We start from the raw sequence: 13,064 nt of genomic DNA on the forward strand, positions 1-13,064 counted from the left end.
CACAACCATCAACCACCAAAAAACCAACTTATGAGTGTTCAAACTTGGACGTATATTTTAGTAGGACTCACCTTCGCTCTCTATATAGGAATTGCAATCTGGTCTAGAGCCGGATCTACCAAAGACTTTTATGTTGCTGGTGGCGGAGTATCACCACTTGCCAACGGTATGGCAACTGCAGCCGATTGGATGTCTGCCGCTTCTTTTATTTCTATGGCAGGAATAATATCCTTTGCCGGCTATGATGGCTCCGTATATCTTATGGGTTGGACAGGCGGTTATGTACTACTGGCATTACTGCTAGCCCCTTACCTAAGAAAATTTGGCAAATTCACCGTACCAGACTTTATAGGTGATAGATACTATTCAAAAACTGCACGTATTGTTGCAGTAATATGCGCATTGATTGTTTCCTTCACTTATGTTGCGGGTCAAATGCGGGGTGTTGGGGTAGTATTCTCAAGGTTTCTACAAGTAGATATCAATACAGGTGTTATCATTGGTATGATTATCGTTTTGTTTTATGCCGTTTTAGGAGGAATGAAAGGTATTACCTATACACAAGTAGCACAGTACTGCGTATTGATTTTTGCCTTTATGGTTCCCGCAATATTCATTTCCATACAAATGACAGGAAATCCTATTCCACAATTGGGTATGGGCGCAACACTCAATGATGGTTCTGGTACTTTTCTTTTGGATAAGTTAGACGGACTTTCAACAGAACTAGGCTTCAACGAATATACCGATGGTTCTAAATCGGTAACCGATATATTTGCTATCACCTTAGCTTTAATGGTGGGCACCGCAGGGTTACCACACGTAATCGTGAGATTCTTCACCGTTAAAAAAGTTAAAGATGCAAGAAAATCCGCCGGGTTGGCTTTACTGTTAATCGCTATTCTATATACTACGGCACCTGCCGTTTCTGTTTTTGCAAAGACCAATTTAATTAATACGGTAAGTAATGAAGAATATGCCAGTATGCCGGTTTGGTTTAAAAACTGGGAAGAAACCGGACTCCTTTCTTTCGATGATAAGAATGAAGATGGTAAAATTCAATATGTAGCAGATACATCTAAAAATGAATTGACCATAGATAATGATATAATGGTATTGGCAAATCCTGAAATTGCAGATCTACCTGCTTGGGTAATTGCTTTGGTTGCAGCAGGAGGATTAGCGGCAGCACTTTCAACAGCAGCAGGTTTATTATTAGTGATCTCTGCATCGGTTTCTCATGATTTGGTAAAGAAAGTGTTTAAACCGAATATTTCTGACAAAGCAGAATTATGGGTGGCAAGAGGTGCCGCAACGGTTGCTGTAATTATCGCAGGTTACTTTGGTATTAATCCGCCAGGTTTTGTAGCCGCAGTTGTGGCACTGGCATTTGGTTTGGCAGCTGCATCATTCTTCCCTGCCATTGTACTAGGTATATTTTATAAAAAAATGAATAAAGAAGGAGCCATTAGTGGAATGGTAGTAGGTATAGTTATCATGCTATTTTATATGACCAAGTTTAAATTCGGCTGGTTCGGTGGCGGAACACCTGATGATTGGTGGTTTGGTATTTCACCAGAAGGCTTTGGTAGTATCGCTATGATTGCTAACTTTATTGTAGCCATTATTGTTCTTCAATTTACACCAGAACCACCTAAAGATGTGCAAGAAATTGTAGAAAATATTAGAATACCCAGTGGCGCAGGTGAAGCCACGGGACACTAAAAGAAACAAATCAACATTCAACAACAACCAAAGGACTTCAACAACCTTTGTATAATAAATTAACGCATACCATGAGTAATTATCACATTAAACATCTGGAGGAATATTACCAAGTCTATCGAAAATCGGTTCGTAATCCTGAAGCTTTTTGGGAAGAAATTGCTGAAGAGCATTTTGTTTGGCGTAAACGATGGGACAATGTATTGACTTGGGATTTTAAAAAACCCGAGATAAAATGGTTTGAAGGTGCTAAACTGAATATAACAGAAAACTGTTTAGACCGTCATCTACCAACAAGAGGAAATAAAACAGCTATCATTTTTGAACCTAACAATCCAGAGGAAGAGGCACAACATATAACCTACAGGCAATTACATGAACGCGTATGCCGTATGGCAAATGTTTTGTTAGACCACGGAGTCAAAAAAGGTGATCGTGTTTGCATTTATCTACCTATGATTCCTGAATTATCTGTAGCACTTTTAGCATGTGCGCGTATTGGGGCTATACATTCAGTAGTATTTGCAGGGTTTTCATCTCATGCATTAGCAACGCGTATCAATGATTCTGACTGTAAGGTTGTATTGACATCAGATGGTTCTTATAGAGGAAACAAATCAATTGATCTAAAAGGCATTGTAGATAAAGCCTTGGAAGGTTGTCCAGGAGTTGCAAATGTGCTGGTCGTAAAACGTACCAAATCTAAAATTGATATGTTAGAAGGTAGGGACAAATGGTTACAACCATTGTTAGATGAAGCCTATGCAGATTGTGTTGCTGAGGTTATGGATGCTGAAGACCCGTTATTTATACTATACACTTCAGGTTCTACCGGAACCCCAAAAGGAATGGTGCATACCACCGCAGGTTACATGGTGTATACCGCATACACCTTTAAAAACGTATTTCAATATACCGAGAATGATGTGTATTGGTGCACCGCAGATATTGGCTGGATTACCGGACATTCGTATATTGTCTACGGACCATTAGCAAATGGAGCAACCACTTTAATGTTTGAAGGCGTTCCCTCCTATCCGGATTTTGGTCGTTTTTGGGAAGTTGTTGAAAAACACAAAGTAAATCAGTTTTATACCGCGCCAACAGCTATTAGAGCGCTAGGTAAAGAAAGTTTGGATTTTGTTGAAAAACATGATTTATCGAGCCTTAAAGTTTTAGGATCTGTAGGCGAACCTATTAATGAAGAAGCATGGCATTGGTTCAATAATAACGTAGGCAAAAAGAATAGCCCTATTGTAGATACGTGGTGGCAAACAGAAACCGGTGGTATTATGATCACCCCTATACCTTACGTAACCCCAACTACTCCAACTTATGCAACGCTGCCATTTATTGGTATACAACCAGCGTTAATGGATGAAAACGCAAAAGAAGTTAAAGGTAATCAAGTAGAAGGCAGGCTATGCGTAAAATTTCCATGGCCATCTATAGCAAGAACTATTTGGGGTAACCACGACCGCTACAGAGACACCTATTTTTCAGCATATGAAAACATGTATTTTACAGGCGATGGCGCGTTGAGAGATGCCGTTGGGTATTACAGAATTACTGGTCGTGTAGATGATGTCATCATAGTTTCCGGTCATAATTTAGGTACTGCACCAATAGAAGATTCCATTAACGAACACCCTGCTGTGGCAGAATCCGCAATTGTAGGTTTCCCTCATGACGTAAAAGGAAATGCACTTTACGGATATGTTATTCTAAAAGAAACAGGTGAAAGTAGAGATCGTGATAATCTAAGAAAAGAAATCAACCAACAGATTACCGAACTTGTTGGTCCTATTGCAAAATTGGATAAAATTCAGTTTGTATCTGGGCTTCCAAAAACACGAAGCGGTAAAATTATGCGTAGAATATTACGTAAAATCGCGAGTAATGATACAAGTAATTTAGGAGATACCAGTACGTTACTAAATCCGGAAATTGTTCAAGAAATCATGGATAATTCGCTGTAATCAAGAATTCAATTTATAGTACTGTTTAATTTAAAATCCATCAAACCCATATAAATTGGAGTTTGATGGATTTTTATTTTTTCAAAACATAGATTACTTCGTAAATTAAGTCAAGAAAATGCTAGGACTGATTTGAAAAAGCACGATTACTTGCAAAAAGTGGACGCGTTTTGAATGTCATAAATAAAATCACTGATATAAGTCCGCAGACACCCAAGCCAGCAAAAAGTGCCCAAACAGAATCTTCTATAAAGCTACCTACGAAAATTGAAATTGGAATAGAGAGAATTGTAGAGATGAATCCGGTAATTGCTGCGCCAATACCAGCAATATGACCAATAGGTTCCATTGCAATGGATCGCATATTTCCCCAAATAAATCCTAAACACAAAAACTGCAGTGATAAGAAAATCAGTAAAATCGTAATACTTGGATTTTTAGCCCCTAAAAATAACAGACTATATGACAAGGCTATAAATGTGAATGCTACTAACGCTGCAAAAGATAAATTCCGCATTCCAAAACGCAATACCAACGTTCCATTCATTAAAGTAGAAAACCCTACTGAAAGCGCAAGTCCGGCAAACACATAAGGAAATGTTTCCGTTAACCCGTAAAGCTCTTCAAAAACATGTTGAGCAGAACTTAAGTATACAAGAAAAGATCCTGTAATCAATCCTGATATCATGGTACACGAAACGGTTTCTTTGTATTTAAAAATTTCTTTAGCCCCTCTAATAAAAACATGAAAAGAAAAAAGAACTTTGTATTCCGGATGTAAGGTTTCTTCTTGTCTTTTATAAAACCAAATCCCTACAACCAGAGCAAAAAACAGCTGCATATAAAAGATACCTTGCCAACCCGTAATACCCATTACCGCTTTACCAATAGCAGGTGCCACCACAGGAACAAGAATAAAGAACGCTGTAACAAACGACATGATTTTTGCCATATAATCCCCTCTATAGGTGTCACGAATTATAGAAATACTTATAGTTCTGGGTGCAGACAGACCAATTCCCTGCAATATACGACCAACTAACATTACCTCAAGATTTGGCGCTAACAAACAAATGATACTAGCAATCAAAAAAACAGTAAAACCAAAGTATACAATGGGCTTTCTACCAAGACTATCTGATAATGGTCCAAAAAACAACTGCCCTACTCCCAATCCTAAAAAAATCATCGTTACTAATAACTGATTCCGTGTTGGATCCAAGCTATTGATAGACACGCCAATATCTGCCATAGCCGGTAAAATGGCATCGATTGTCAATGCTACAATAGACATCAAAGAAGCCATTAGGGCAACAAACTCAAAATTAGGCTTTACCTGTTCATTCTGCATTGTGCAAAAATACGGCTTAACATTTCAAGCTATGTTATTAAAAGTTGATATTTGAGATTATGCATTTATGAAATTCAAATATGTACTTTTGCATTAAATTACAATGTATGCTGATTATAGGTATTGCCGGTGGAACAGGTTGTGGAAAAACCACAGTAGTAAATCAAATTATAAATGAATTACCTAATGAAGAAGTTGGAGTAATAACACAAGATTCTTACTATAACGACCTATCTCATTTATCTCTTGAAGAGCGACGCAAAACTAACTTTGACCACCCAAGTTCTATAGATTTCGCATTATTGGAGCAACATTTAATTGCTTTAAAAAATGGTGAATCTATTGAACAGCCTGTATATTCTTTTTTAGAATGTAACCGAACCGCAAAAACAGTTTTAACACACCCAACTAAAGTTATTATCGTAGAAGGTATATTAATAATGACCAATTCTGCCATTCGTAAAATGTTTGATATTAAAATATTCGTGCACGCAGATACAGATGAAAGACTGATCAGAAGATTAAAGCGAGATGTTAACGAAAGAGGTTGGGATTTGGATGAAACTATAGAAAAATACCAAGCTGTAATTAAGCCAATGCACGAACAGTTCATTGAACCTACAAAAGAGTATGCAGATATTATTATTCCGAATAACAAATACAATACGGTAGCAGTTGAAATAGTTAAAAGTATTATCAACGAAAAAATCATGCAAGAATAATGTCAATCAAAGATTTAAAACAAAAAAAATGGTTTAAGATCATGACCAATATGTATGTATTGGTTTTGTCCGTTTTTGTTGTTTGGATGCTATTTTTTGACACAAACTCTCTTTTAATTCACCTTGAATTAAGAAAAGAAATTAAAAAATTAGAAAAAACCCAAGATTTTTTAAAAGAAGAAATAGCAAGAGATAAAAAAATTATCGAAAAACTATCTGATGAAGATGAGCTTGAACGCTTTGCTAGAGAAGAATACTATCTTAAGAAAAAGAACGAAGAAATCTATCTTATTGAATACGAGGATAGTTTAAAACTTAAGGATAAAGAATAGCTTTTCATATCATTTTAATAAGTTTTTCACTTTTTAAATACTACACAATAAATACCCCCTTAATCATTTCATAATTAAAAGTTTAACGCTTTATTAAAGAAAAGTAAGCGGTTATTCACCTAGTGTTAACAAAAAGCTTTCATTAGCCCCATAAATAATTGTATTTTTACGACCTAACTTACTTTGAACATGGGCAAGATTATTGCTATAGCCAATCAAAAAGGAGGCGTAGGTAAAACTACCACCACAGTTAACTTAGCTGCCTCGCTAGGTGTATTGGAAAAAAAGGTATTACTGATAGACGCTGATCCCCAGGCGAACGCTACCTCTGGGTTAGGTGTAGATGTCGACGGCGTTGAATTAGGCTCGTACCAATTATTGGAACATACTAAAACAGCCAGAGAAACTATCATTTCTACAACATCTCCCAACGTAGACCTTATTCCCGCACATATTGATCTTGTTGCAATCGAAATAGAACTGGTCGATAAAGACGAGCGTGAATATATGATGAAAAAGGCTATTCTAGACCTTAAGAACGATTATGATTATATTTTAATTGACTGCGCCCCTTCGCTCGGGTTACTAACCCTAAACGCCTTAACCGCTGCAGATTCAGTAATCATACCGATTCAATGCGAGTATTTTGCACTAGAAGGATTAGGTAAATTATTAAACACTATTAAAAGTGTTCAAAAATTACATAACGCCGAATTAGATATTGAAGGCATGTTATTGACTATGTATGATTCTAGATTGCGATTATCGAACCAAGTAGTCGATGAAGTAAGAAAGCATTTCGGAGACATGGTATTTGAAACTGTAATTCAGCGTAATGTTAGACTAAGTGAAGCTCCTAGTTATGGAGAAAGTATAATCAAATATGATGCTGCCAGTAAAGGAGCAACAAACTATTTGAACATGGCTAACGAGATAGTCAAAAAAAATAAGCAGACGGTTTAAGTATGGCAAAAGCGACAAAGAAACAAGCTTTAGGTAGAGGACTTTCGGCACTTTTGAAAGACCCAGAAAACGATATTAATACAGCATCTGATAAAAATGCAGATAAAGTTGTTGGCAATATAATAGAGCTAGATTTAGAACACATTGAAGTGAATCCATTTCAACCACGTTCTAATTTCAATGATGAATCTATAAAAGAATTAGCCGCTTCTATAAAAGAATTGGGTGTTATTCAGCCAATTACCGTAAGAAAATTAGGCTTTAACGAATACCAACTTGTATCTGGAGAAAGAAGATATCGTGCTTCTAAACTTTTAGGTTTAGAAACTATACCAGCTTATATACGTATTGCTAACGACCAAGAGTCTTTAGAGATGGCTTTGGTCGAAAATATTCAACGTCAAGATTTAGATCCTATTGAAATAGCACTCTCTTATCAACGTCTTATTGATGAAATCAACCTTACTCAAGAGAGGCTAAGTGAACGTGTTGGTAAAAAAAGATCAACTATTGCCAATTACTTACGTCTATTAAAGCTAGACCCAATTATTCAAACAGGTATGCGTGACGGCTTCTTAACAATGGGCCACGGAAGAGCCTTGGTCAACATTGACAAAAAGCAAGATCAAATATCTCTTTATGAAAAAATAATCTTTGACAATCTTTCTGTTAGAGAAACTGAAAGTGCCGTAAAGGCGTATCATTCAGATGACATACCTAAACAAGAAACTGCAAAAACAGCACCAAAAGAAGCTTCGGTTTTCGTTCGTAAGGGTATAAAAGAATTAACCGATGCCTTATCGGTAAAAGTTGATATAAAATCTGCTGATAACGCTAGAGGAAAAATAACCATACCATTTAAGTCTCAAGAGGAATTTGACCGTATCAAAAAATTGATAACAGGTGCGTAACTATCTTATATTATTTAGTACATTATTATTTTTAAATCTCACTTTTTCTCAAGAGGAACAGGACTCTATTCCTAAAACTGAAATAGATAGTCTTCAATACGATTTATCGGAACAAGGTATTGTCATTACAGACTCCATTTCTTTTAAAAAACTTAAAAGGGAATTTGACCCCTTAGCCCCTAGTAAAGCTGCATTTTATTCAGCGATTTTGCCAGGTATGGGGCAAATTTATAACAAAAGGTATTGGAAAGCGCCGATTGCGTGGGGACTGGTTGGTGGTAGTGCATACATGTACGCTTACAACAATAATTTATATCAAAGATTTAGAACTGCTTTCAAAAGCAGACAAGCAGGTTTTACAGATGATGAATTTAATGGCGAAGGTGACTTACCATTATTTGACGATGACGATCTTGAAACTCAACAAGAACAGTTTCAAAGTGATCGCGATTTATGGCTTGTTGCTGCAATTGGTATGTATGTACTAAATATTGTTGATGCTAACGTTGACGCTCACCTAAAACAATTTAACATCGATGATGACTTAAGTATAGACTTCGAGCCTTATTTTGATTATAATCAAGTGAATAATAGTCCTAATTACGGTATGGCATTAATTATAAAATTTTAAGAATGAGAATCGCACTTTTCGGATACGGAAAAATGGGGCAGATGATAGAGCAAATCGCATTGAATCGAGGTCATGAAATTGTAGCAAAAATTGACAAAAACACTGCAAATATTGACTTTAACATTATGGATGTCGCTATCGATTTTAGCATGCCTGATTCAGCCTTTGACAATATTACTAAATGTCTAAACAACAATGTTCCAGTAATCTCAGGTACAACCGGTTGGCTTGACAAATATAATGATGCCACCAATTTATGTCACGAAAAAAAAGGTGCTTTTATATATGCTTCAAATTTCAGCTTAGGAGTGAACATATTCTTTGAGCTAAATAATTATTTGGCAAAAATGATGCAAAATCTACCAGAGTATAAAGTTGAATTAGAAGAAATACATCACACTCAAAAATTAGACGCCCCAAGTGGCACGGCAATAACCTTGGCAGAAGGTGTCATTTCTAATTCTAATTACGCCCAGTGGAAATTAGAAAGCGCATCTAACGAGAGCTTAAAAATAACATCTAAACGAATTGGCAAAGTACCAGGTACACACACCGTTGCTTATGACAGTATTGTAGACAGTATTGAAATAAAACATACTGCACATAATAGAGAAGGGTTTGCTCTAGGAGCTGTAACAGCTGCAGAATGGATTATTGGTAAATCAGGAGTGTTTTCCATGCGAGATGTGTTAAACCTAGGTTAAAAACGTAACAAAAATCAATCTCAAAGACTTATGAATTATTGATGACTTGATTAGCATCAAAAGAATTTATCCTATTTCAATAAAAATTAAAGAATATGAACGGCACTCAATGGATTATTTTTATTCTCATTGTACAAGTAATACATTTTTTAGGTACTTGGAAACTTTACGTTAAAGCAGGTAGAAAAGCTTGGGAAGCAGCAATTCCTGTTTACAATGCTATTGTTTTAATGCAAATAATCAATAGACCAAAATGGTGGGTGATTTTATTATTTATACCAATAATTAACCTATTGATGTTTCCGGTAATATGGGTAGAAACCATAAGAAGCTTCGGAAGAAATAGTAAGTTAGAAACTTGGATTATAGTACTAACACTTGGCTTTTATATTTTTTACGTAAATTACTCATTAGATGTAAAATATATTGAAGACAGGTCTTTACACCCAACAACTGCTGCTGGAGAATGGGTAAGTTCTATTTTATTTGCAGTAGTGGCAGCGACTTTGGTACACACATATTTCATTCAGCCTTATGTGATACCAACAGGGTCATTAGAACGCACTTTAAGGGTAGGTGATTTTCTTTTCGTAAGCAAATTTCATTATGGCGCAAGAACTCCGATGACAACTGTAGCCGCACCCATGGTACATGATACCTTACCAGGCTTAGGCGTACCTTCTTATTTAAATAAACCACAATTACCATATTTTAGGTTACCCGGTTTCACTAAAGTTGACCGTAATGATATTGTTGTATTCAGCTGGCCAGCAGATACCGTTCGTGTATTCTTCAAAAAAGAAAAAGGTGTTGACAAACCAATAGACAAAAAATCTAATTACGTTAAACGCTGCGTTGGTATCCCCGGAGATTCATTAGAAGTTCGAAATGGCTATGTATTCATAAACGGAAAACAACTGGAATTACCTAAAAGCGCTAAACCACAATTCGACTATGATATCTATAGCTCAAAAGGGGTATCATCAAAAGTATTAGAAAACTTAAACATTACAGATTTCACTAGAAAGTACATCTCAAGCCCTCTTAACCAAGAACAGGTTAATGGCTTAAGACAATACTTAATGGGCTACAACCAAGCTGAAAACGGTCAATTAGAATTATATACAAAAGCATCTGGAATACCAGCGAATACTATTTCTAAATATAGACTAGCACTTAAAGAGGTTACTGATCGCCAGCGTAAAGTAGCATTAACGGCAGACATGGTCAAATCGTTGAGAAATAATCCGAATATTGATTCTGTTGTACAAAATGTAGCTGTAAAAAGTAGAAGAGGCATTAACTTATTTCCGCAAAATCCAGATTACCCTTGGAATTATAGTCAGATGGGCCCTATCTATATTCCTCAAAAAGGAGCTACTGTAGAATTGAATTTAAAAGTACTTCCTCTTTACAAAAAAATAATAATGGAGTACGAAAAGAACGATATTTCGGTATCTGGAAATCAAATTAGCATCAATGGCACCCCAGTAACCAGTTACACTTTTAAACAAGATTATTTTTGGATGATGGGTGACAATAGAGATCACTCAGAAGATAGCAGAGCATGGGGTTATGTACCAGAAAACCATATCGTTGGTACGCCAATATTTATATGGATGAGTTTTGACAATTTTACCGAAGGCATAAGCAACTGGAGACCTAGATGGGACCGCATATTCACTACGGTTAATGGAGACGGAGAACCACAATCATATTTCAAGTATTTCTTAATATTACTGGTAGCTTATTTTGTAGGTAATTGGTTTTGGAAACGTAAAAAAGCTAAAAATTAACTAGATGAAACTTATTCATCCCTCTTATTTTCCTAACATACTTACGTTCAGTTATATTTTACACCACCCAATTTGCTGGGAAGTAAACGATAACTACCAAAAACAAACGTTTAGAAACAGGACCTATATTTCTAATGATCGAGGTAAGCACATACTAAGCATACCTATAATTCACGTTGGCAGATTCAATGGCAGGCAAAAATATAAGGATGTGTTTATTGACAATACATACCCATGGCAAAGACAGCATTGGCGTACTTTAGAAACTGCCTATAGAGCATCACCTTTCTTTGAATTTTATGAAGATGACATCAAACATTTGTACGACCAACCTCATGAAAGACTTTTAGACTTCAATCTAAAGACAATTGAGACCATATTTGAATGTCTGCAACGAGATATGCCAAATACCAAATCAACTGAATTTGAAATAACGCCTAAGACAAAAGAAGATTATCGATTTTTAATAAGTGCAAAATTAAAACCAAATTTAAATATAGATGGCTACACACAGGTCTTTAGTGATAGACATGGTTTTTTACCTAACTTAAGCATTTTAGATCTTCTTTTCAATTTAGGCCCCAATACCGTAGACTATCTTAATCACGAGTTCTTAACACTAAATAATGCTTAGGTTTTGTGCCCATTATGGAATACATTTTATCGTACCCATTTTTATTGCTATTTATTTCTATAAAGAAAACAGGTTGTGGTCTGCAGTGATTCTATTATCTGCCATTGTTATCGATATTGATCACCTTCTTGCTACACCGATATTTGAACCTAATCGATGTAGTATTAATTTTCATCCGTTACATACTTATTGGGCAATCGGTATATATACGCTGTTGTTTATTTACCAAAAAACACGAATTTTCGGTTTAGCGTTACTACTGCACATTATAGCAGATACAGTTGATTGTTTATTTATTCGGACGGAATTTTAATTGTAGCCATAATAGGTTCATGATCCGACAAATCAACACTATAATTTTTATGATCTAACACTTCAAATATAGGGTCTACTAAAATCATGTCTATTCTGAATGGAAATTTCCAAAATTTAATAGTTTCTCCATAACCGTGCCCAGCCTCTAAAAAACTATCATTTAAATTACCCCGAATATCAAAATAACTTTTTGAGAATTGAGTATTATTAAAATCCCCTGCAATTAAAATATTATAAGGACTCTCATCCACAAACTTTTTGACTATTAAAGATTGTCGTTGCTGTTTTGCAAATGAATCTCTTAAACGGACAAATAATTTATCAGAACGCTCATACTTAATACTATAAGGCCTAACACCAAATGATTCCATATGAAGATTGAAAACCCTAATAGTATCTTTTTCAACAACGACATCTACAAAAAGCCCTCCATTGTAGGTTTCAGGAAATTCCAGCTTACCATTATTTATAATTTTATATTTTGAATAAATAGCCAAATTCTTACCACCCTGATCATTTTCTAAATTATATCTTTTAGAAACAAAAGGATAACTCTCTAAACTTCCTTTTTTTATTTTATTTTGTACAAACTCCTGTAGACATATTATATCCGGGTTTTCATCTGAAATAAAGTCCAATACTTGAGAACTACCATTATATTCCCATACATCATCTCCTCCTCTAAACCCCAAAACATTATAACTTAAAAGGGTTATGGAATTAGTATCAACAATATGTTTATTACTGCCATTAAACGCAATAAAGGTACCCAGTGTAAAATATCCATAAACTAATATAATCAACGATATTAGTAAGTGAATTTTTTTATTGAATAACCAAAAAAGAAAAAACAACATATTAATTAAAACCAAAGCCGGTACCGTTAAACTAACGAATGCCAAACTAGCGGAAGAGGTATATGGTACAATACAAGCTAAGAATAAACTAAAAGCAAAAACCACATTTAAGAATAATATGATTTTTTTTATAAAAGACATTTT

At 35.3% G+C, this 13,064-nt stretch carries 13 protein-coding genes; 11 read left to right on the forward strand and 2 right to left on the reverse strand.

The genetic code is table 11. The annotated features are described in order from the left end of the window. Positions 1-30: 30 nt before the first annotated feature. Positions 31-1,725: a sodium:solute symporter family protein gene (locus tag ACJJVP_RS17780; RefSeq protein ID WP_405415905.1), complete on the forward strand. Its 1,695-nt coding sequence runs from the start codon at positions 31-33 to the stop codon at positions 1,723-1,725. 47 nt (positions 1,726-1,772) lie between these two features. Then, entirely contained in the window at positions 1,773-3,704 is a 1,932-nt protein-coding gene (gene acs, locus ACJJVP_RS17785) for an acetate--CoA ligase (protein WP_405415907.1), read from the forward strand. Positions 3,705-3,825: 121 nt separating this feature from the next. Here acs and ACJJVP_RS17790 read toward each other — a convergent pair whose 3' ends face one another. Continuing rightward, entirely contained in the window at positions 3,826-5,055 is a 1,230-nt protein-coding gene (locus tag ACJJVP_RS17790) for a multidrug effflux MFS transporter (RefSeq protein WP_405415910.1), read from the reverse strand. Between the two features lie 107 nt (positions 5,056-5,162). Here ACJJVP_RS17790 and udk point away from each other — a divergent pair, with 107 nt between their 5' ends. From udk to ACJJVP_RS17835, 9 genes are all read left to right on the forward strand, one after another. Then, positions 5,163-5,777 carry a uridine kinase gene (gene udk, locus ACJJVP_RS17795; RefSeq protein ID WP_405415912.1) on the forward strand — a complete coding sequence of 205 codons (615 nt, stop codon included), beginning with the start codon at positions 5,163-5,165 and terminating at the stop codon, positions 5,775-5,777. Then, positions 5,777-6,109, forward strand: a complete 333-nt coding sequence (locus ACJJVP_RS17800; protein ID WP_405415913.1) for a septum formation initiator family protein — start codon at positions 5,777-5,779, stop codon at positions 6,107-6,109. The genes udk and ACJJVP_RS17800 overlap by 1 nt, the downstream gene beginning before the upstream one ends. A gap of 189 nt (positions 6,110-6,298) precedes the next feature. Beyond that, a complete protein-coding gene (locus tag ACJJVP_RS17805) occupies positions 6,299-7,072 on the forward strand; it encodes a ParA family protein (protein WP_405415914.1) in 774 nt (257 codons plus the stop codon). 2 nt (positions 7,073-7,074) lie between these two features. Beyond that, positions 7,075-7,983 carry a ParB/RepB/Spo0J family partition protein gene (locus ACJJVP_RS17810; RefSeq protein ID WP_405415917.1) on the forward strand — a complete coding sequence of 303 codons (909 nt, stop codon included), beginning with the start codon at positions 7,075-7,077 and terminating at the stop codon, positions 7,981-7,983. Next, positions 7,976-8,614 carry a DUF5683 domain-containing protein gene (locus ACJJVP_RS17815; RefSeq protein ID WP_405415920.1) on the forward strand — a complete coding sequence of 213 codons (639 nt, stop codon included), beginning with the start codon at positions 7,976-7,978 and terminating at the stop codon, positions 8,612-8,614. The genes ACJJVP_RS17810 and ACJJVP_RS17815 overlap by 8 nt, the downstream gene beginning before the upstream one ends. Before the next feature lie 2 nt (positions 8,615-8,616). After that, on the forward strand, positions 8,617-9,318 hold the full coding sequence (gene dapB, locus ACJJVP_RS17820; protein WP_405415922.1) for a 4-hydroxy-tetrahydrodipicolinate reductase: 702 nt from the start codon (positions 8,617-8,619) through the stop codon (positions 9,316-9,318). A 95-nt stretch (positions 9,319-9,413) separates the two neighbouring features. Then, positions 9,414-11,114 carry a signal peptidase I gene (gene lepB / locus ACJJVP_RS17825; protein ID WP_405415924.1) on the forward strand — a complete coding sequence of 567 codons (1,701 nt, stop codon included), beginning with the start codon at positions 9,414-9,416 and terminating at the stop codon, positions 11,112-11,114. 4 nt (positions 11,115-11,118) lie between these two features. Further along, complete coding sequence (locus ACJJVP_RS17830) at positions 11,119-11,748, forward strand: WbqC family protein (protein ID WP_405415926.1); 630 nt, start codon at positions 11,119-11,121, stop codon at positions 11,746-11,748. Continuing rightward, positions 11,741-12,061 (forward strand): DUF6122 family protein, encoded by a 321-nt coding sequence (locus tag ACJJVP_RS17835; RefSeq protein ID WP_405415928.1) that lies wholly within the window; start codon positions 11,741-11,743, stop codon positions 12,059-12,061. Before ACJJVP_RS17830 ends, ACJJVP_RS17835 begins: the two co-directional genes overlap by 8 nt. Here ACJJVP_RS17835 and ACJJVP_RS17840 read toward each other — a convergent pair. Continuing rightward, the gene (locus ACJJVP_RS17840; RefSeq protein WP_405415930.1) at positions 12,042-13,061 is read right to left on the reverse strand and encodes an endonuclease/exonuclease/phosphatase family protein; all 1,020 of its coding nucleotides are present in this window, start codon (positions 13,059-13,061) and stop codon (positions 12,042-12,044) included. The two genes, ACJJVP_RS17835 and ACJJVP_RS17840, sit on opposite strands and share 20 nt — an antisense overlap. Positions 13,062-13,064: the final 3 nt, after the last annotated feature.

The sequence above is a fragment of the Maribacter sp. Asnod1-A12 genome (assembly GCF_045063735.1).
Lineage (GTDB): Bacteria > Bacteroidota > Bacteroidia > Flavobacteriales > Flavobacteriaceae > Maribacter.